The organism is Paracoccus sigandri (genome assembly GCF_003709565.1).
GTDB lineage: Bacteria > Pseudomonadota > Alphaproteobacteria > Rhodobacterales > Rhodobacteraceae > Paracoccus > Paracoccus siganidrum.
On record NZ_QNRC01000003.1, the window covers coordinates 111,106 to 130,736 of the forward strand.

22 protein-coding genes and 1 pseudogene are annotated in these 19,631 nt (G+C 66.0%); 11 read left to right on the forward strand and 12 right to left on the reverse strand.

Annotated elements, in window-relative coordinates:
• The first annotated feature begins 60 nt into the window (after positions 1–60).
• From C9E82_RS03410 to C9E82_RS24025, 3 genes are all read left to right on the forward strand, one after another.
• On the forward strand, positions 61–606 hold the full coding sequence (locus tag C9E82_RS03410; protein ID WP_119896197.1) for a hypothetical protein: 546 nt from the start codon (positions 61–63) through the stop codon (positions 604–606).
• A complete protein-coding gene (locus C9E82_RS03415) occupies positions 603–1,154 on the forward strand; it encodes a hypothetical protein (RefSeq protein ID WP_119896196.1) in 552 nt (183 codons plus the stop codon). Before C9E82_RS03410 ends, C9E82_RS03415 begins: the two co-directional genes overlap by 4 nt.
• Before the next feature lie 98 nt (positions 1,155–1,252).
• Complete coding sequence (locus C9E82_RS24025; RefSeq protein ID WP_147393014.1) at positions 1,253–1,411, forward strand: transposase; 159 nt, start codon at positions 1,253–1,255, stop codon at positions 1,409–1,411.
• Between the two features lie 4 nt (positions 1,412–1,415).
• Here the strand turns inward: C9E82_RS24025 and C9E82_RS03420 are convergent, their stop codons facing one another.
• The 5 genes from C9E82_RS03420 to C9E82_RS03440 all read right to left on the reverse strand — a co-directional run bounded on the left by C9E82_RS03420 (position 1,416) and on the right by C9E82_RS03440 (position 6,100).
• Positions 1,416–2,435 (reverse strand): ABC transporter substrate-binding protein, encoded by a 1,020-nt coding sequence (locus C9E82_RS03420; RefSeq protein ID WP_119896195.1) that lies wholly within the window; start codon positions 2,433–2,435, stop codon positions 1,416–1,418.
• Positions 2,436–2,496: 61 nt separating this feature from the next.
• Positions 2,497–3,294: an ABC transporter ATP-binding protein gene (locus C9E82_RS03425; RefSeq protein ID WP_119896194.1), complete on the reverse strand. Its 798-nt coding sequence runs from the start codon at positions 3,292–3,294 to the stop codon at positions 2,497–2,499.
• Between the two features lie 18 nt (positions 3,295–3,312).
• Entirely contained in the window at positions 3,313–4,095 is a 783-nt protein-coding gene (locus C9E82_RS03430; RefSeq protein ID WP_119896193.1) for an ABC transporter permease, read from the reverse strand.
• A gap of 4 nt (positions 4,096–4,099) precedes the next feature.
• Positions 4,100–4,879 (reverse strand): ABC transporter permease, encoded by a 780-nt coding sequence (locus tag C9E82_RS03435; protein ID WP_119896192.1) that lies wholly within the window; start codon positions 4,877–4,879, stop codon positions 4,100–4,102.
• Positions 4,880–5,074: 195 nt separating this feature from the next.
• Positions 5,075–6,100, reverse strand: coding sequence for a LacI family DNA-binding transcriptional regulator (locus tag C9E82_RS03440; protein ID WP_240643370.1), 1,026 nt, complete (start codon positions 6,098–6,100; stop codon positions 5,075–5,077).
• 201 nt (positions 6,101–6,301) lie between these two features.
• Between C9E82_RS03440 and hisD the strand changes: the two genes are divergently transcribed.
• The 8 genes from hisD (at position 6,302) to C9E82_RS03480 (ending at position 14,244) form a co-directional block, all read left to right on the forward strand.
• Positions 6,302–7,609 (forward strand): histidinol dehydrogenase, encoded by a 1,308-nt coding sequence (gene hisD, locus C9E82_RS03445; RefSeq protein ID WP_119896191.1) that lies wholly within the window; start codon positions 6,302–6,304, stop codon positions 7,607–7,609.
• Positions 7,602–8,366, forward strand: coding sequence for an SDR family NAD(P)-dependent oxidoreductase (locus tag C9E82_RS03450; RefSeq protein ID WP_119896190.1), 765 nt, complete (start codon positions 7,602–7,604; stop codon positions 8,364–8,366). The genes hisD and C9E82_RS03450 overlap by 8 nt, the downstream gene beginning before the upstream one ends.
• Entirely contained in the window at positions 8,363–9,340 is a 978-nt protein-coding gene (locus tag C9E82_RS03455) for a zinc-dependent alcohol dehydrogenase (protein WP_119896189.1), read from the forward strand. The genes C9E82_RS03450 and C9E82_RS03455 overlap by 4 nt, the downstream gene beginning before the upstream one ends.
• Before the next feature lie 300 nt (positions 9,341–9,640).
• Positions 9,641–10,411: an ABC transporter ATP-binding protein gene (locus C9E82_RS03460; RefSeq protein ID WP_119896188.1), complete on the forward strand. Its 771-nt coding sequence runs from the start codon at positions 9,641–9,643 to the stop codon at positions 10,409–10,411.
• Positions 10,404–11,306, forward strand: coding sequence for an ABC transporter permease (locus C9E82_RS03465; RefSeq protein ID WP_119896187.1), 903 nt, complete (start codon positions 10,404–10,406; stop codon positions 11,304–11,306). Before C9E82_RS03460 ends, C9E82_RS03465 begins: the two co-directional genes overlap by 8 nt.
• Before the next feature lie 72 nt (positions 11,307–11,378).
• Positions 11,379–12,383 (forward strand): ABC transporter substrate-binding protein, encoded by a 1,005-nt coding sequence (locus C9E82_RS03470; protein WP_119896186.1) that lies wholly within the window; start codon positions 11,379–11,381, stop codon positions 12,381–12,383.
• A 216-nt stretch (positions 12,384–12,599) separates the two neighbouring features.
• Positions 12,600–13,499 carry a LysR family transcriptional regulator gene (locus tag C9E82_RS03475; protein ID WP_280524933.1) on the forward strand — a complete coding sequence of 300 codons (900 nt, stop codon included), beginning with the start codon at positions 12,600–12,602 and terminating at the stop codon, positions 13,497–13,499.
• A 1-nt stretch (position 13,500) separates the two neighbouring features.
• Positions 13,501–14,244, forward strand: coding sequence for a sulfite exporter TauE/SafE family protein (locus C9E82_RS03480; protein ID WP_119896184.1), 744 nt, complete (start codon positions 13,501–13,503; stop codon positions 14,242–14,244).
• A 33-nt stretch (positions 14,245–14,277) separates the two neighbouring features.
• On the opposite strand, the pseudogene C9E82_RS03485 reads toward C9E82_RS03480, so the two are convergent.
• The 7 genes and pseudogenes from C9E82_RS03485 to C9E82_RS03515 form a co-directional block, all read right to left on the reverse strand.
• Positions 14,278–14,592: pseudogene (locus C9E82_RS03485) on the reverse strand (NIPSNAP family protein).
• Between the two features lie 20 nt (positions 14,593–14,612).
• On the reverse strand, positions 14,613–15,281 hold the full coding sequence (locus C9E82_RS03490; protein ID WP_119896183.1) for a fumarate hydratase C-terminal domain-containing protein: 669 nt from the start codon (positions 15,279–15,281) through the stop codon (positions 14,613–14,615).
• Positions 15,278–16,234 (reverse strand): fumarate hydratase, encoded by a 957-nt coding sequence (locus tag C9E82_RS03495; protein ID WP_119896182.1) that lies wholly within the window; start codon positions 16,232–16,234, stop codon positions 15,278–15,280. The genes C9E82_RS03490 and C9E82_RS03495 overlap by 4 nt, the downstream gene beginning before the upstream one ends.
• Positions 16,235–16,269: 35 nt before the next feature.
• The gene (locus C9E82_RS03500) at positions 16,270–18,033 is read right to left on the reverse strand and encodes an L-aspartate oxidase (protein ID WP_170161952.1); all 1,764 of its coding nucleotides are present in this window, start codon (positions 18,031–18,033) and stop codon (positions 16,270–16,272) included.
• Positions 18,034–18,035: 2 nt separating this feature from the next.
• Complete coding sequence (gene sdhC / locus C9E82_RS03505) at positions 18,036–18,377, reverse strand: succinate dehydrogenase, cytochrome b556 subunit (RefSeq protein ID WP_119896181.1); 342 nt, start codon at positions 18,375–18,377, stop codon at positions 18,036–18,038.
• The gene (locus C9E82_RS03510; RefSeq protein ID WP_119896180.1) at positions 18,377–18,709 is read right to left on the reverse strand and encodes a succinate dehydrogenase; all 333 of its coding nucleotides are present in this window, start codon (positions 18,707–18,709) and stop codon (positions 18,377–18,379) included. Before C9E82_RS03510 ends, sdhC begins: the two co-directional genes overlap by 1 nt.
• Positions 18,703–19,422, reverse strand: coding sequence for a succinate dehydrogenase/fumarate reductase iron-sulfur subunit (locus tag C9E82_RS03515; protein WP_119896179.1), 720 nt, complete (start codon positions 19,420–19,422; stop codon positions 18,703–18,705). Before C9E82_RS03515 ends, C9E82_RS03510 begins: the two co-directional genes overlap by 7 nt.
• Positions 19,423–19,631: the final 209 nt, after the last annotated feature.

The following is a 19,631-nucleotide window of genomic DNA, read 5'->3' on the forward strand; positions in this document are numbered from 1 at the left end:
GTCGAACTGGCTGGGCTTCGACCCCGCGGCCAGGCTGACCGCGATCCCCGAGAGGCCGGCGTGATCCGGGCGGCGGACATGGCCACCGTGCTGGCCGGCGCCGCGCTGCTGGGGGCGATGATGGCCAGCGCGCCCGATTACAACAGCGTCTTCCAGCCCTTTCCCGCCCATGCCGCGCCCGGAGAGGCCGCCGATGGGCGGCTGTTCGACGCGCGTTTCCTGGGCGGGCGGCTGGCCCGACAGGTCGCCTTCGAGCGCTACGGCACGCCGATCATCCGCGACAGCGCCGCGCTGTTCCTGATCGCGGATTTCGAGGTCTCGCATGTCACCGCCTCGACCCGGATCGCCGCCACCTGGCGCGGGGCCAGCGGGCGCGACTATGCCGCCACGGGGCGCGTCGAGGGCGCGCCGGGCGGGCTGGAGGCGCGCTGGTTCCAGCCGGGGCTGACCGATCGCGCCTTCGCGGTGTTCGAACTGCCCGCGGACGAGGTGCCCGGCGGGCGGCTGGTCCTGACCGCGCCGGGGGTCACGATCCTGGACAGCGCGCTGCACCTGCCGGCGCCGCCCCTGCCCGGCCCGCAGCCGCTGGCCAGGATCGCGCCATGAGACGGATCGGCTGGCTGGCGCTGACCGCGCTGTTCTTCGCCCTGACCGCCGGGATCGGCGCGAAGACCGCGATCCTTGACCTGCGCGGGGAACGCGAATGGGACCTGACCGATACCGGGCCGGCCGGGGGCGCATTGGAGGGCGTGGCGCTGCGGGTCGAGCTGACCCGAGCGGCCACCGCGCCGCAGCGGCCCGACCGCGCGCTGCTGCTGGTCCGGCTGGCCCTGGACGGCCCGCCCGCAGCCCGCGCCGCCTGGGTCGATTGCCGCGTGACGCTGCGCCACGGTCAGGACCGCCTGTGGCGCCCGCTGGAAACCGCGAATACCGACGCCGCGATCAGGACGATCGCCCCCGACGGGCAGAACATGGGGCGCTGCAACCCGCAGCCCTTCGATGCCCCCGCCGATGCCGGCCCGATCCTGTCGGACCAGGTCTTCCTGGTCCCGGTCGAGGCGCTGGACGGGCTGCGCCTGCATGTCTCGGCGCAGGGCACAAGGCCGCGCGCGCTGGCCCTGCCGATCGCCGCCCAGCTTGTCGCCATACCCTAGCACCCCTGTGGCAGATGTCCGGTCCTGAGAGCGTCTTGAGGATTCCCAAGGTCGGTCATGGATTGACACGTCGGCAGGCCAATCGGCGGGAACGATGCGTGGCTGACACTGCGTTTCCCAGGAAGGGGAGCCACTCGGTCGGCATTGCGCCGCAATATGTCTTGGTGCTCGGCAAGAACACCAACAGCCCCATCCATCATGTCTCGCTGACACAGGCGGCCGGCGCGACTGCCGACCGCTTTGCCATCCGAGGGTGATCCATCAGTCGGCATTGACGAAATCGGCCAGCGCCTGGTCTTCGGCGACGCCCTGCATATGGGTCGGATCGATATAGCTTACCGCGTCCGGCGCCTCTGGAATGGTGCCGACGCTGGTCATGAACTCGGCAATGCGGGTCATCCAGCCATCGACATCCGAGGGCCCCGCATCGCGCGCCATCAACCCGACCTGTTCGTCCAGCGTGAAGGTCGGGCGCAATTCGAATTCGGCGGCGGCACCGGCTTGCGATATCTCGACCCCGCCTTCCGAATAGAAATCGACCAGCATCTCCATGGCCTCGTCCGGGTTCGCCCTGATCCAGCGGATGCTCTTCAGATAGACGGCCAGGAATTTCCGGACCGCCTGGGGGTTTTCGGCGGCGAAATCCTCGCGCGCGACCAGCGCGCCCGGAACGATCGCGTCGGCATCGACACCCGAGCAGAGGTAATCGTAATCCGCGCGTTCCTGCAGCGTATAGGTGTTCGGCGCCCAGACGCCGGCGAAACGGCCGTTGCCGCTGATGACCGCGGAAATGATCTGTGCCTGCGCCAGGTTGACGAACTCGACCGAGCCGGGATCCACCCCCCAGCTGTCCAGACAGGCCCGCGCGGTATAGTCCACGGTCGAGTTGGTCGTCAGCAGCAGGCTGGTGACCTGGCCCGGATCGGCCTTCACCGCCTCGATCTCATCCGCCGGGGCCATGATCGCATTGGTGCGCGATTCGTCATTGGTCAGGCCGATGGTCTTCAACCCGAAGCGCGAGGCCCCCAGGATCGCGGGAACCGACCCGGTCCCGCCCACATCCCAGTCCCGCGCCTGCGCCGCCGCGATCTGCGGCGCGCCGGCGGGGAAGGTGACAAAGGACGGCTCGAGCCCGACCTGGGCCCACCAGCCCTTCTCGGTCGCGACATGGAACGGCAGGGCCCAGTAGAGCGAGGGCTGATAGCTGACGGTGATCGCCTCGGCATGGGCGATCCCGCCGGCAAGCGCCAGCGCGACGGCTGCGGAAATTCCGGTCTTCATCTTCTTCCTCCCAGGAATTGAATGCGGGTTGTCTCGACAGTCGTCGCTTTGCGGCGCGGCTTCAGGCGATCTCCATCGCCTTCTCCTCGCGCAGGCTGCGCCAGATCTGCGTGCGCAGGTGGACGAAGCTTTCCAGGTCCATCACGTCCTCGATCTTTTCGTGATCGTCCCAGCGCTCGGCCTCGCGGATGGTGCGGATGTCGACGATCTCCTTCACCCGGCCCGGCTGTCGGGCCATGATGGCGACGCGATCGGCCAGATAGACGGCCTCCTCGACGGCATGGGTGATGAACATGACGGTGCGCGGATTGCGGCGGGCAAGGCGGACCAGTTCCTCCTGCATGACCACGCGGGTCTGGGCGTCCAGCGCGCCGAAGGGTTCGTCCATCAGCAGGACCTCGGGGTCCAGCACATAGGCCCGCGCAATCGAGACACGCTGCTGCATCCCGCCCGAAAGCTGATGGGGAAAGGCGTCGGCATAGGCGGTCAGGTTCATCAGCGCCAGGATGCGTTCGATGCGCTCGGCGCGCTCGGGCCGGGGCAGGCGCTTGTTGCGCAGGCCCAGCTCGATATTCTCGCGCACGGTCTTCCACGGCATCAGGGCGAATTGCTGGAACACGACCGCGCGGTCGGGGCCGGGGCTGGCGACCCTGACGCCATCGACGCTGACCGTGCCCGAGGTGGGCCGGTCGAAGCCCGCGACGAAGCGCAAACAGGTCGTCTTGCCGCAGCCCGAGGGGCCGACGACGGCCATGAACTCCTTGTCCGCGATTGCGAGGTTCACGCCCTTCAGCGCCTCGAAGCCGCCATTCCTGTCGCCATAGATGCGGCCGACATCGTCGAAGCGGATCTCTCCCATCCGGTCATTCCTTTCGTTTCATGCCGACAGGCCCCGGCGGCGCAGGATCGCATTCTCGGCCTGCCGCAGCACCACGTCGATGATCAGGCCGATGATGCCGATGCCGATCATCCCGGCCATCACCGTGGTGGTCGAGACATTGCCCTGTCCCTGCACCATCATGTAGCCGATCCCGGTCGATGCCACGATCAGCTCGGCCCCCACCAGCGACTGCCAGCCCAGCCCCGCCGAAATGCGCAGCCCCGCGATGATCGAGGGCACCGCCGAGGGCAGCAGCACCTCGGTAATCACGCGCCGGTCGGGGGTCCCCAGCATCCGCGCGGCTTCGATCAGCCGCGGATCGGCGAATTTCGCGCCGCGATAGGCGTTGATCAGGCAGGGCGGGAAGGCCCCGGCAAAGATGATCATGATCGGCCCGCCGATGCCGGTGCCGAACCACAGCGCGGCGAAGGGCACCCAAGCGATCGGCGCGATGAAGCGCACCGCGTCGAAAAGCGGCGTCACGATATCGTCCAGCAGCCGGAACCAGCCCATCAGCAGCCCCAGCGGCACGCCCACCGCCACCGCCAGCCCGAAACCGCCCGCGAACCGCAACATGCTGGCCCAGAGATGGTCGAGCAGCGTGCCCCCCGCGAAGCGGTGGTCCAGCAGGTAGATGAAGCGCTCGACCACCGCCAGCGGCGAGGGCAAAAACAGGCTGGGGACCAGGCCCGAGATGCTGAGCAGCGCCCAGATCCCCAGAAAGGCGGAAAATCCGATCAGGCCCAGCAGCAGGCTGTTGGTCGCGCAGAGGATCCGCATCGGCTCAGTCCCTCGCCTGGGTTGCGATGTTCCAGGACAGCGCGCGGCGCTCGGCCATGCCAAGGGCGGCGGTCATCAGCCAGCCGCAAAGCGTGACGGCGATCATCCCCACAAGGATCATGCCCGGATACAGGTCCTGCTGCGCCGCGTTCAGCACGCGCCCCAGCCCGGTCATCGCGCCGACCAGTTCCGCCGCGACCAGCGTCGTCCAGGAAGCCTGCAGGGACAGGCGCAGGCCGGTGAAGATCATCGGGCTTGCGCCGGGCAGCAGCACCTCGCGCACGAAGGTCAGCAAGGGCGTGCCCAGCATCCGCGCCGCCTCGACCAGCGTCCGGTCGAGGTTGCGCACCCCGGTATAGGCATTGATGACCGAGGGAACGAAGGCCGCGAACCAGATCACCAGTATCTTCGCCGCATCCCCCAGCCCCAGCCACAGGATCGCCAGCGGGATCCAGGCCAGCGGCGGGATCGGGCGGATGATGAGAAAGACCGGGTTGATCAGCGCCTCGGCCCTGCGGCTCCACCCCATCCACAGACCCAGCGGAACGCCGGTGCAGACCGCGACCAGAAAGCCGAAGCTGACCAGCATGACCGAGCGCAGGACATGATCCAGCAACAGCCCGTTCGCATAGCCTGCGCCGGTGATCTGGCGGAACGCATCCCAGGTATCGGCGGGCGAGGGAAAGCGCCCCGGCGAGATCATCTGCGTGACCGAGGTCGCCAGATACCAAAGGGCAAGGGCCGTGACGATCGTCGCGCCACCAACCATTGTCTTGCGTGACATTCTTCTCCTCCCATCGAAATGTAAGCGATTACATAGGTGGTCGAGGCAGTCAATCCTTTTTCACCCGCCAAGCGGAAACACAGGGCGGACCCAGAGCCGCGCCTTCATAATTCTGATTGAATTCAGCGCGTTACCCTGACGCCACCCCGTCGGCCGCGCTCCTGTCCCGGCCAAGGTCCTGTTCCGAAGGCAGAATCAGGCGCTGGCGGGAAGGTCCTTCCGGCGGGGCGGTGCATGGGTGCCGCGCGCCACGACGCGGGTCGGCAACTGCACGCTCTGCCCCTCCTTCCCGTCGATGAGCTGCTGCAGCAGCCGCGCGGCTTCGCTGCCCATGCGGCGATGCGGGACCCGCACGGTCGTCAATTCGGGATAGGTGATCGAGGCGATGTCGATATCGTCGAATCCGGTGATCGTCACGTCCTCGGGCACGCGCAGTCCCATGCGATGGGCCGCGCGCAGAGCGCCGGCCGCCAGCACGTCATTGCCACAGATGACCGCCGTGACCGGATGGCTTGCGATCAGCTTCTCGAAGGCGCGGGCGCCGGTCTCGATCCCATAGGGCACCTCGGCCACGCCCCGGAACTCCAGCCCGGCCCGCGCCAGTTCGCGGCGCGCGCCCTCCAGGCGCCCCCGCGCCCGGTCGTTGCCCTCGGTCATGCCCGAGATCATGGCGATGTCGGTATGCCCCAGTTCCAGCACCAGGCCGACCATCTGGGCGATGCCCGCCTCGTTGTCGAAACCCGCATGGGGCTGCGAATCGCCGCTGGCCCATGCCAGCACATAGGGCACCCTGCGGTGGCCCAGCCATTCATAGACCGTCGGATCACGGTCGAAGCCGACCAGCATCAGCCCGCTTGCCCCACGCGCGACCAGCGCCTCGATCTGTTCCCTCTCGCGCTGCGGGTCATAGCCCGAGGATGCGATCAGCAGCGCGAATTTTCCGGGCGGAAGGGCTTGCTCGAACGCCTCGATCCCATGGGCGAAGACCGCGTTCTCCAGGGTAGGCACCACCGCGCCGATGATCCCGGTCTTGCGAGAGGCCAGCGCCCGCGCCCCGAAATTCGGCGTGTAGTTCAACTTGCGAATCGCCGCCATGACCTTTTCGCGGGTCGCCGGAATCACCCGCTCGGGCGCGTTCAGGCAGCGCGAGACGGTCGCCGTGGACACGCCCGCAAGCGCAGCCACGTCATCCACGGTCGCATGGGTCGTTCTTTCGCTCAAACCGGCATCCTCGTTCAACCGCCAGGCCTGCCGCTCAATTTCGCAGCAAGCGGATGGTTTGGCCAGAACCGATCCCGAAGGGGCTTGCGCCATGTGCATGAAAGCGCTTACATGCCCTCACGGCCGAGAGGGGAACCGCACCGCAGCAGGCTGATCCGCGCGGGGGCAGACCGGAGGCCGACCAGAGAGGACCGGAGAATCATGGCTCTGCACTACCTGAAGAAAGCGCCCAAGACGGCGACCAGCGATGCCGGCGAAACGCGCGCGATCGTCCAGAACATCCTCGACGACATCGAAAAGGGCCGGGATGAAGCCGCCCGCAAATATGCGCTGGAACTGGACAGATACGATGGCAATATCGTCATGACCCGCGACGAGATCGACGCCGCCAAGGCCCAGGTTCCGCAAAAACTGCAGGACGACATCCGCTTCGCCCATGACAACGTGCGTCGCTTCGCCGAGGCGCAGAAGGATTCGCTGCGCGATTTCTCGGTCGAGCTGGTGCCGGGGCTGACGACGGGGCAGCGCTCGATCCCTTGTCGTTCGGTCGGGTGCTATGTCCCCGGCGGGCGCTACAGCCATGTCGCATCGGCGATCATGACGGTGACGACCGCCAGGGTCGCGGGCTGCCGGAACGTCACCGCCTGCTCGCCCCCCCGCCCCGGCGTGGGGATGAACCCCGCCATCGTCTATACGGCGGACCTGTGCGGCGCGGATCGGATTCTGGCGCTTGGCGGCGTGCAGGGGATCGCGGCGATGGCCTTCGGCCTCTTCGGCAGCCCGCCCGCCGATATTCTGGTCGGCCCCGGCAATCAGTTCGTGGCCGAGGCCAAGCGGATCCTGTTCGGGCGGGTGGGGATCGACATGTTTGCCGGGCCGACCGACAGCCTGATCCTTGCCGATGCGGGCGCCGACCCGATGGTGGTTGCCGCCGATCTGGTCGGTCAGGCCGAACATGGCTACAACTCGCCCGTCTGGCTGGTCACCGACGATGAGCCGCTTGCCCGCGCCGTGATGGATCTGGTCCCCGAGCTGATCGCCGCGCTGCCCGAGCTCAATCGCAAGAATGCCGAGGCCGCATGGCGCGACTATGCCGAGGTGATCCTCTGTGCCGACCGCGAGGAAATGGCCGCGACCTCTGACGATTACGCCCCCGAACACCTGACCGTGCAGGCCGCCGACCTGGATTGGTGGCTGAACCGCCTGCAATGCTACGGGTCGCTGTTTCTGGGCGAGGAAACGACCGTCGCCTTCGGGGACAAGGCGGCGGGTCCGAACCACGTCCTGCCGACTTCGGGGGCGGCGCGCTATACGGGCGGGCTGTCGGTGCACAAATACATGAAGGTGGCGACCTGGCAGCGCGCCACCCGCGATGGCGCCCGCCTCATTGCCGAAGCGACCGCGCGCATCTCGCGGCTTGAAGGGATGGAAGGGCATGCCCGCACCGCGGACATCCGGCTGAGGAAATATTTCCCTGACACGAAATTCGATCTGGGCGCGAATGGCTGACATGGAACGGGATCTGTTTTCCGTCGCCGGCCGCGTGGCCTGCGTGACCGGGGCCAGCAGCGGGCTGGGGCGCCAGGCTGCCCTGACGCTGGCGCGACGCGGGGCGAAGGTGGTGGCCATCGCCCGGCGCGAGGCCGAACTGGCCGAACTGGCCAGCGAGGGCGCAGGGCGCATCCACCCCCTCGCCGCCGACCTGGCCGATCGCGGCCGTCTTGCCCATATCGCCCAGGACGCGGCAAGGGCGTTCGGCGAGCCGGACATCCTGGTCAACGCGGCCGGCGTGAATACGCGCGAACATGCGGACGAGGTGACACCGCAGGGCTGGGATCTGACCCTGACGCTGAACCTCGGCGCGCCCTTCTTCCTGGCGCAGGCCATGGTGCCGGCGATGAAGGGGAAAGGCTGGGGCAGGATCGTCAACTTCGCCTCGTTGCAATCCTATCGCGCCTTTGCCGCCGGCATCGCCTATGGCGCCTCGAAGGGTGCGATCGCCCAGATGACCCGCGCCATGGCCGAGGCCTGGTCGGGTTCGGGCATCACCGCGAACGCGCTGGGTCCGGGTTTCTTCCGCACGGAACTGACGGCGGCGGTCTTCGCGGACCAGGCCCTTGCCGCGCGCAATGCCGCGCAGACCTGCATCGGCCGCAACGGCGCGCCCGAGGACATGGACGGGCCGCTGCTGTTCCTGTGCTCGGACGCCTCGGCCTATGTGACGGGGCAGATCCTCATGGTCGACGGGGGGTTCACCGCGAAATGAAGGCGCTTGTCTATACCGGCATCAAGACCCTGGAGATGCGCGAGGTGCCGGACCCGATCCCCGGCGAGGACGAGGTCCTGGTCCGCGTCGAGGCCGCGGGCATCTGCGGGTCGGACATGCACGCATGGCTGGGCCATGACGAACGCCGCCCCGCGCCGCTGATCCTAGGCCACGAGGTTGCAGGCACCATCGCCAGCGGACCGCGCAGGGGCCAGCGCGTCACCGTCAACCCCCTGGCGACCTGCGGCACCTGCCCGGCCTGCCGCGAGGGGCGTGACAATCTTTGCCCCGACCGGCAGATCATCTCGATGCCGCCGCGAGAGGGCGGATTTGCCGAACTGATCCGCTCGCCCGAGCGTAACCTTGTCGCGCTGCCGGACGACGTGCCCGCCGCGGTCGCCTGCCTGGCCGAACCGCTGGCCTGCAGCTGGCATGCCCTGAAGCTGGCGCATCGCACCCTGTTCCGCCCGCCCCGACGGGTGCTGATCCTGGGCGGAGGGGCGATCGGCTTCGGCGCGGCCCTGGCGGCGCGGGCGATGGGCAGCCAGGACATCGCCATCGTCGAGCCGAACCCGGCCCGCCGCCAGCACCTGGCGCAGATCGAGGGTTTCCCCGTTCTGGAACGGGCCCCGGACGACCAACCGCCCGACCTGGTGATCGACGCGGCAGGTTTTGCGGCGACCCGTCAGGTGGCTTCGGATCTGGTCAGGCCGGGCGGGCTGATCCTGCATATCGGGTTGGGACAGGCCACGGACGGGCTGAACATCCGCCGCATGACCTTGCAGGAAATCACCTTCATCGGCACCTATACCTATACGCGGCAGGATTTTCGCGACTGTGCCGAGGCGATCTTCGACGGGCGCCTGGGCAGATGCGACTGGTCCCAGGGCCGGGCGCTGGCGGACGGAGCGGCAGCCTTCGCCGACATCCGGGAAAATCTTGTCGCCGCCCCCAAGGTCATCCTTTTGCCGTGATTGATCTGGCGCCCCGCCGGGACCAGGCGGGCGCCGGAATCGTAAGAATAACTTACAGTATATATAAGAATTAATCCTTTTCTGGCAGCAAAGTTTTCAAATACATTCAATCTGATCGAGAACCATCCGCACAGGATCCGCACCGCCCGGAGGCCCGGATCGGGACAATTCTGACGGGGCGTTCCCCGAACCTGCCGGCTTCCACCCTCTGATTTCCTCGAAACGAAAGGAAGCAGGACCAGCATCAACAGCGCTGCGTTGGGAGGCGGAGCGCCAGCCAGACATATCCAGGGAGGAGACATGCAGTCACGGCAACCACTGCTGACCGTGCAGGGCGTAACCTTGCAATACAAGACACCCCACCACCTGATCACCGCGACCTATCGCGTCAGCTTCGACGTCATGCAGGGCGACCGCTTCATCCTGCTTGGCCCCTCGGGCTGCGGCAAGTCCACCCTGCAGAAAGCCGTGGGCGGATACATGACCCCGACCGAGGGCGAGATGCGCCTGAAGGGGCGCAAGATCACCCAGCCCGGCCCCGACCGGATGATGGTCTTCCAGGAATTCGACCAGCTTCTGCCCTGGAAGACGGTCAAGCAGAACGTGGCCTTCGCGCTGCATGCCTCGAAACGGATGTCGCGACGCGAGGCCGAAGAAAAGGCCATGGAATATGTCAGCAAGGTCGGGCTGGCCAGTTTCGCCGACAGCCATCCGCACATGCTGTCGGGCGGCATGAAGCAGCGCGTGGCGATCGCGCGCGGCATGGCGATGGAGCCGGACATCCTGCTGATGGACGAACCCTTCGCCGCGCTGGACGCGCTGACGCGCCGCAAGATGCAGGACGAACTGCTGAAACTTTGGGACGAGACGAAGTTTACCGTATTGTTCGTAACCCATTCCATCGCCGAGGCGATCAAGATCGGCAACCGCATCCTGCTGCTGTCGCCCCATCCCGGCCGGGTCAAGGCCGAATTGAACAGCACCACCGACGCGCAACAGGCCATCGAACTGGAACAGCACATCCACCAGATGCTCTTCTCCCACGAACCCGAGGAGGTTGAACATGCCTGAAGCTGTCGCAAGGCTGAAGGACATCCGCAGGCGCATGGATGACGATCGCCCGGAAATCCATCACGACGACACCGAAGCCGGCGAACTGACGATCATCGAACAGCGCCTGTCCGGTTTCGAAATCCTGTATCGCGAGGCATGGCTGCGCAAGCTGGTCATCCTGGCGGTTCTTGCCCTGATCTGGGAAATCTATGGTCGCACGTTGAACAACGACCTTCTGTTCCCGACCTTTTCGGCGACGATCCTGGCCTTCTTCACGGGGTTAATGGACGGCACGCTGCCTGCGGCTGCCTGGTCGTCGGGCAAGGTGCTGCTGATGGGCTACGGGCTTGGCATCGTTCTGGCGGCGACGCTGACGGCACTGGCCATGGCCTCGCGGATCGGGACGGATTTCCTGGAAACCATGACCTCGATGTTCAACCCGCTGCCGGCCATCGCGCTGTTGCCGCTGGCGTTGATCTGGTTCGGCCTGGGCAATGCCAGCCTGGTCTTCGTCCTGGTCCATTCGGTGACCTGGGCCATCGCGCTGAACACCCATTCGGGATTTCTCGGCGTCAGCAGGACATTGAAGATGGTCGGGCGAAACTATGGGCTGCGCGGCCCGGCCTTCATCATGAAGATCCTGATCCCCGCTGCCTTTCCAAGCATTCTTACCGGGCTGAAGATCGGCTGGGCCTTCGCATGGCGCACCCTGATCGCGGCCGAGCTTGTCTTCGGCGTCAGTTCGGGTTCCGGCGGTCTGGGCTGGTTCATCTTCGAAAACAAGAACATGCTGGACATTCCCAAGGTATTCGCCGGCCTTCTGACGGTCATCATCATCGGCCTCGTCGTCGAGAATCTGATCTTCCGCACCATCGAGCGCCGCACCATTGAGCGCTGGGGCGTCCAGCACTGAATCGAAATGCCCCCGCCAACGATGCGAGGGCGCCATGACGTCCGCCGTCGCGCGGCACCAGGGAGAAACCACATGAAACACTTCAGACTGACCGCAGCGCTCGTGCTGGGAATGGCCATCGGCACCGTCACGCCCGCCCTTGCCGAGGTGGCGACCGTGCGCCTCGCCAAGCAGTTCGGCATCGGCTACCTGCCGCTGACCCTGATCGAGGAACAGGGGCTGCTGGAAAAGCACGCGCAGGAAGCGGGGCTTGAACTCAGGACCGAATGGCTGCGCTTCACCGGCGGTTCGGGCATGAACGAGGCCCTGCTGTCGGGCAATCTCGACATTGCCGCCGGCGGCGTGGGGCCGATGCTGACGATCTGGGCGCGCACGCAGAACAATCTCCAGGTCAAGGGAATCGCGGCGCTGGAATCCATGCCGCTCTATCTGGTCACGACCGACCCCGAGGTGCAGTCGCTGGCGGATTTCAACCGGTCCCACAAGATCGCCCTGCCGGCGGTCAAGACATCGATTCAGGCGATTACGCTGCAGATGGCCGCCGAGAAATACCTGGGCGAAGGTCGCCACGACGCGCTGGACGCCTTCACCGTCTCGATGGGCCATCCGGACGCACAGCTTGCCATGATGGGCGGCCGGTCCGAAATCAACGCCCATTTCGGCGCGCCGCCCTTCCAGAACCAGGAGCTGAAGGACGAGCGCGCGCACAAGGTGCTGGACAGCTACGAGGTCCTTGGCGGCCCGCACACGTTCAACGTGATCTGGGCGAAGAACGAATTTGTCGAGAACAACCCCACGGTGATGGCCGCGCTGATGGCCGCGCTGGAGGAAAGCATCGGCTTCATCAGGGACAACCCCGATAAGGCGGCGCGGATCTGGGCCGAGGTCGAGGCGACCAATCTCAGCCATGACGAAGTGGTGGACCTGATAACCGATGAGCGGGTGAACTGGACGACGGCGCCGCAAGGCATCCTGCCCTATGTCGAATACATGTCGCGCGTCGGCCTGATCTCTGCCTCGACGGATGACTGGCGCGACGTGTTCTTCGACATGGTTCACGACACCGAGGGCAGTTGACCGCGCCTTTCCCGCAGGCTGCCCCACCGCCAGAGCCGGCGGGGCCCTGCGGGTTGCATCCGCTTGTCAGATCGTAAGAAAATCTGCACGGTCGCACCCGGAACGCGGAAACCCTGTAAACGATGCTTTCAGAATGCGACGCTACGGGATCATCCATTTCCGCGCGGGCGGTTCTCCTGCGCTGCCGAAGGAAAGGCCGGTCCAATGTCCATCAGAATGCTGAGAACGCTGATCGCCGTGGCCGATCATGGGACGTTCAGCGCCGCCGCCGATGCGGTTTTCGTGACCCATGCGGCTGTAAGCCAGCAGATGCGGGCACTCGAGGAGCAATGGCAGGTCGCGATTTTCGACCGTTCGACCCGCACCCCGGAATTGACGCCGATCGGCCGCGCGATTCTGGCCAAGGCGCGCGAGGTGGTACGGGCCTATGACGATATCGTGCCCTCGGTGATGGGAGACGACGGGCTGAGCGGCAGATTCACGCTGGGTTCGGCCCCGACCGCGCTGACCGCGCTGGTGCCCTTCGCGACGGCTATCCTCAAGGCGCGCTACGGCGATCTGCATGTCGCCCTCTTTCCCGGTCTGACCACCAATCTGATCCACCAGGTCGAGCGCAACAGCCTGGATGCCGCGCTGGTATCGAAACCCCCGGTCGTGCCGCGCGGGCTGGCCTGGTGCCCGATCGCCAGCGAGGAACTGGTGCTCATAACCTCTCGGCGCGTCACCTGCACCGACCCGGTCCGGATCCTGCGCACCAATCCGTTCATACGCTTTTCCCGCGACGCGGTCGTCGGCAGCATCATCGAAAGCTGGCTGCAGGCCAACGGCATCGATGTCCATGACAGCATGGAGATGGTCGGGCTGGAGGCGATCTCCAGCCTGGTGATGGCCGATCTGGGCGTCTCGATCATCCCCGAACCCTGCGTGCAGGTCTTCAACCCGTTGCCCTTGCGCCGCTTTTCGCTGGCCGCCGACAATCCCCCCCACCGAGAGCTTGGCCTGGTCCACCCGCGCGACACGACGAAAAGCCGCGTCATCGAAGAGGTGGCGGCTGCCATGAGACGTGCGACCGCGATCGGCAAGTTCTCATCCGAAACGATCGCCGGAGCCTTGTAACGTGACCACGGAATTCATCGCCGCATTGCTGACCGGCGCGCTGGCCGGAGGCTTCATCAACGGCTTGGCCGGGTTCGGCACGGCCCTTCTGGCCCTTGGGATCTGGCTGCAGATCCTGCCGCCGCCGCAGGCCGTGGCGATCGTGGTGGTGATGTCGGTGGTCAGCGGCCTGCAGGGCATCTGGATCGTGCGCGGCAATATTCGCGACAACCCGCGGCGGCTGGGTCGCTTTCTGGTCCCGGCCGTGATCGGCGTTCCCCTTGGCGTGATGCTTCTGTCGGTGGTCAGCGCCTTCGCGCTGAAACTGACCATCGCCGGCTTCATGATGCTCTACGGCGGCTTCTTCACCCTGCGTCGTTCGCTGCCGCGCTTTTCGCGTTCGACCCCGGTCGCGGATTCCACCGTCGGTTTTCTGGGCGGCATCCTGGGCGGGGCGGCATCGCTGTCGGGCGCATTGCCCACGATGTGGTGCGCCATGCGGCCCTGGACGAAGGGAGAGACGCGCGCGGTGCTGCAACCATACAACGTCGCCGTCCTGGGGCTGACCATGCTGCTTCTTGTATGGCAGGGGCATTACACGCCCGAAACCCTGATGCTGATCCTGCTTTCGCTGCCCACCACGCTGATCGGCGCCCAGATCGGCATCGCGCTGTTCCACCGGCTGGACGACGACCAGTTCCGGCGCCTGCTGATCCTGCTGATGTTTGCCTCGGGCCTGCTGATCGCCCTGCGCGAGATGATCTAGACGCGGAAACGATGGGCTTCGCCCCCCGCCGCTTCAGCCGTGGCGGAAGAATGGCGCGGGGATCAGGATCCTGTTCTCGATGCGGTCGACCAGCGGGCGCATCTGGACCGCATAGGCCTGCCATTCATCGGATGCCTGCAGCGCCTTGCGCCGTTCCCAGCGGTCATCCATGCTGTCATAGCCCCACATATGGACGACCTAGTTCAGCGGCCCGATATCGGTGAAGTAGTAGCCGACCATCCGGCCAAGGATGCGGGTCTGGACGGCAAGACCCTCTTCTTCGTAAAGCTTCAGGAATTTCGGCACGTTGCCGTTCTTCAGCGTATAGATGCGCATATCCACGAACATGACGGGCTCCTTAGACGCGCTCAGCCGATCAGTTCGTCGCTGCGGTCGTCGGTTTCGCCGAAGCGCCTCAGCACCGCGGGCCTGGTGCCGTCATAGACCCGCCCCAGGTTTTCGGCGATGCGGGCGTTCTCGCGCTCGAACAGGCAGTTTCCCTCGAGGTCCGAGGCGACCAGGAACGGCCCCATCCGGTTGCATTTCAGCACCCACATGGCCTGGGCAAGGCCCAGTTCCCCGTGCCAGTGGACGGCCTCGACATTTTCGACGCCCCGGCCCAGCAAGGCGCCGGTCCCGTAACCTACGGTGGACAGGTAGACCGCGCCGTTCGGGACGAAATAATCCTTGTAGTCGCGCGAGGACATGCCCCCCTTGCCCACGATCAGCCGCGCGCCGGTCTTCGCCATCCATTCGGGCAGCCACCTGGCGAAACGGAAGCTGGCGGTCGCCGTCACCGCGCCCATGTCGAAACTGCCGTCGTCGCGGATGGTGGCGGCGGGCGAGCAATGGAAATTCGCCGCGCTTTGCGAGGGCAGTTCCATCGGGATGTTCGCCTTGTCCTCCAGCGCGCGCATATAGACGCCTTCGCGGGCGGTATACATCAGCCCGTCCAGATAGACGACATCGCCCAGCCGCAACGCCGCGATGTCCTCTGGTTTCGGGGTCGTGGACAGGATCACCTCGCGCAGTTTCATTCCGCGGCCTCCAGCGCCGGTTCCCATTCGACGCTGTCGCGCCGCTGATAGGGGGTGAACCATCCGGGATCGGTGCGGTGTTCGATGCGGCCATCGGGAAAGATCCGCGCCACCGCCCGGCGCGAGGACAGGCAGAAGGCATGGACCGACATCTGCATCCCGCCGGTATGGCAATAGCCCACCTCGACATGGGCATCGATCACCATGTTCTTGCCCACGAAACCCATCGCGCCCATGCCGATGGAATTGCCCAGCTCCTTCAGCTCTTCCTCCAGCGCGGCGATCTTCGGATCGGGGTTGCGGTCGCCGACCACGCGCAGGCAGGCGGCGCGCTTGCCCAGCACCATGCAGCTGTCCTTGCAGCCCCCCAGGCCGATGCCGATGATCGCCGGCTGACAGGCCAGGCCGCGCTTGCCGAAGGCGACGAGGCTGTCCAGGTAGAACCGCTTGATCCCCTGGATCCCATCCGAAGGAAACAGCATCCGGTAATCGGTGCCGAACAGCCCGCCCTTGTGGACGGTGATCAGGTCGATCCATTCGCCGCCCGGCTCATAGCCATATTCGATCTCGGGCGCGCCGATGCCGACATTGTTGTCGTGGTCGGTGCGCCACAGCGGATGCACGCGGTTCGGCCGCAAGGGCACCTGGCGCGTGGCATTGGCGGTGGCGCGGCGCAGCGCGGCCTCGAGCGCGACCGGCCCGCCCTCGATGCGGGTGTCGTTGCCCATCTTCACATACCAGCGCGGCGTGCCGGTATCGCCGCACATGGCGCGGCGGTCCTGCTTGGCCGCCTCGTAGTTGTCCAGCATGGCCTGCAGAACGAATGAGCTGAGATCGCCGTCCTCGGTCTTCGCGGCGGCCTTCAGCCCGTCAAGATAGTCCTCGGGGATCTCGATGGCGGCCCTGGCCATCAGGTCCTCGGCGGTGGACTGGATCACGCGGATCGGGATCATGTCTGCCTCCTTTCACGGTCGCGACCCGGCGCATGTCACTGGGCGGCAACAAGGGTTTCGGGTTCGCCCGCCGGCAGGATGGTCTCGCCGGGGCGGACGATGGTGAATTGCACCTCCTCGCGCGCCAGGACGAGATCCTCGCCCTGCTGCCGCGCGACGGTGAAGTAAGAGCTTTCCATGGCGCCCGGCTCGGGGAAATCCTCGCGGAAATGCGCCCCGCGAGAGTTCTCGCGCAGCTCGCCGGCCTTCGCGATCACGTCCGAGATCTCGGTCAGCGAGGCCATGTTCAGCCAGTCGTGCCAGGTCAGGTTGAAGGCCAGGTTCGACGGATCAACCCCGGTCTCCATCAGTTCGGCATGGATTTCCGCGATCCGCTTCTGGCCGCGCTGCAGGCCGGCGCCGGTGCGCATGACGCCGACATCCTCCCACATGGCCTCCTGCAGCTTGTGGCGCAGCTCCTGAATGTGACCGGGTCTGCGCGATAGCGGGCGGATCGCGCGCTCGATCTCGGCCGCCAGAACCTGCTCGTCGGGATCGCGCAGCCCCCCCATGCCGCGGATGTCCATGCCCATGACATCGCCCGCGACGCCGCCGAAAACGGTGGAATTCGCCACCCCGTTGCCCCCCAGCCGGTTCGAGCCATGCGCGCCCCCGGCGTCCTCGCCCGCGACATAGAGCCCCTCCATCGCAGTGCGGGTGTCGGGATCGACGACCACGCCGCCCATGAAGTAATGCGCGGTCGGCACCACCTCGACCTTGCCGGCCGCCAGGTCGAAACCCGAATCCGCGCAGCGCCTGACCATGCCGGCGAATTTCCGGCGCACGTTTTCGGGTCCCAGATGGGCCATCGAGATGAACATCCCGATCTGGCTGGGATCGTTCATCTTGCGCATCTCGGCATAGATGCCGCGGCTGACCACGTCGCGGGTCGCGCGTTCGCCCCGCTGGTCGTAATCGAACATGAACCGCTCGCCCCGCGCGTTCAGAAGCTGGCCACCGGCGCCGCGCAGACCCTCTTCCAGCACGGTGCCGGTCATCCGGGTATGATCCCCGGCCAGAAGCCCCGTCGGGTGGAACTGCACCATCTCCATGTCGCGCAAGGGCAGCCCGACGCGCAACGCCATGGCCAACCCGTCCATGGTCTTGTCGCCCGAGGGGGTGTGATACTTGTACATCGTCGGCCCGCCCCCGGTGCCCATCATCACGCATTTCGCGCGGATGAAACGGAACCCGCCCGTGCGCATGTCGATGAACAGCACCCCGGCCAGCGAGGCCCCGTCCCTCGTCGGCACCAGGCCGATGGCGCGGTGTTCCTGCAACCTGCGGATCGGGCGGGCCAGGACATGTTCCATCAGGCGGCTGATGATCTCGATCCCGGTCAGGTCGCCCTTGTGGACGGTGCGGTCGGCGGTCTGGCCCGCGAAGGCCTTCTGGTGCAGCGACCCGTCGGGGTTGCGGTCGAAGAAACAGCCGATCTCGTTTTCAAGCTCGTGAATGCGGATCACGGCCTGTTCGGACAGCCGCCAGGCCATGTCCTGGTTGGGCAGCCATTTGCCGCCCTGGATGGTGTCCATGAAATGCCGCTCGACCGTGTCGCCGCCCCCCAGCGCGACGTTATAGCCGCCCTGCACCATCCGGGTGCAGCCACATTTGCCGACCAGCCCCTTCACCGCCAGCGTGATCCGCGTGCCGGCGGGCGCGGTCTGCTGGGCATGAAGCGCGGCGAACAGCCCCGCCCCGCCAGAGCCGAGGATCAGGATGTCGGTATCCTCGCGTTCGATATCGATCTTCACGGACATGATCACACCGCGCGTAACAGGAAGGTGCCCGAGATCAGGAAAGCCCCGGCGACCGACGCGGCAGCCAGGCTTTTCTGACCGGGCGACCAGGGCAGGAACTCCAGCACCAGCAGGCGCAGGCCGCCGAAGAAATGCACCGCCAGCAGGAACACGAGGCCGAATTCCATCAGCTTCACCATCGGGTTGGCGGCAAGGCTGAGAAAATGGTCGAGGCTTTCCGGCCTTGTGATCGCCATCGACAGCACATGGAAATGCACGGGCAGGAACAGTGCCAGCGCCAGGCCGGACAGCCGGTGCAGCATATAGGCCAGCCAGAGCGGGTGGTGGCGGTGCGGTTTCAGCATCACAGCATCGTCACGGCCGAAACGGCCCGCGCCCCCATGAACAGCAGCACGATCCCTGTCCCATAGGTAAAAATCTCCAGCCACGGCCCGCGCAACCGGGTTACCTCGTGCACGATCACCCGCAGCCCGATGGCGGCATGGATCGAGACCGCGACGACGAAGCTGCCATAGAACAGGAACCACCAGATGCTGCCCTGGGTGCGGCCCAGGATCTCGGCGGTGCTCAGCCCGCCCTGGATCGCATAGACCATCACCGCCAGATGCCCCAGCACCAGCGGCGCCAGCGCCATCGCGCTCAGCCGTTGCGCCATGTAAAGCCCGAGGGTCAGCATTCCTGCCTCCGCTGCTTCAGGAACGACCGCGCGCTGGCGCGTTTCAGTCCGGCGATCGCGCTGAGCGGGTCCAGTTCGTTGGGACAGAAGCGGGTGCAGCTGCCCTGCGAATGACAGTTGTGACAGCCCCCGGCCCCCGAAACGCCGTCCAGAATGGCCTGCCGGTCCTGAACCTTCGCGTCATTGAAAAGCGTCCAGGCCCGCTGCAGGGCGGCGGGGCCCAGATAATCGGGATTGCCGGTCACCGTATCGCAAGCCGCATAGCAGACCGAGCAATTGATGCATTCGATCGCCTTGTTGGCCTCGACCCTGCCCGGATCGTCAGGCCGCACCGGCTGGATCGGCTGGTAGCGCGTGCGGCTGGGTGGGTGAACACCGCCCGCCTTTACCCATTTGTCGAAGAACGGATCCATGTCCGCTGCCAGATCCTTGATCACCGGCAGGTTGCGCAGCGGCCCCACCCGCAGCCCGCCGCGCTCCAGAACCCGTTTCACATGGGTCCGGCAGGTCCAGCGCGGCTGACCGTTGACCATCATCGCGCAGGATCCGCACATCCCCACCCGGCAGGCATAGCGATAGGTCAGCGAGGGATCCACGGATTGCTGGATCCAGCTGACCACGTCCAGGACCGTCTGGTTTTCCCGAGCAGGCACCTGATAGGATTCGTAAGCGCCTTCTTCGCCAGAGCCTCGCCAGACGGAAACCTCCAGCATTCCTGTCATTTCGCTCACAGCACACCCGTTGGCTTTCGTTGCCAACCAGATGTAACCGACAGATGCTCTAACAAAAAACGAGTAATATTTATGTTTTATGTAAGCAAATATTTCGCAACTGCCGGGCCGATCTGCGTCATCGCATCCCGTTCCCGGCGGACCGGCCTTGCCTCGGCAGCGTAGCTCGCTCCTGTCATGCCGACCGGCAA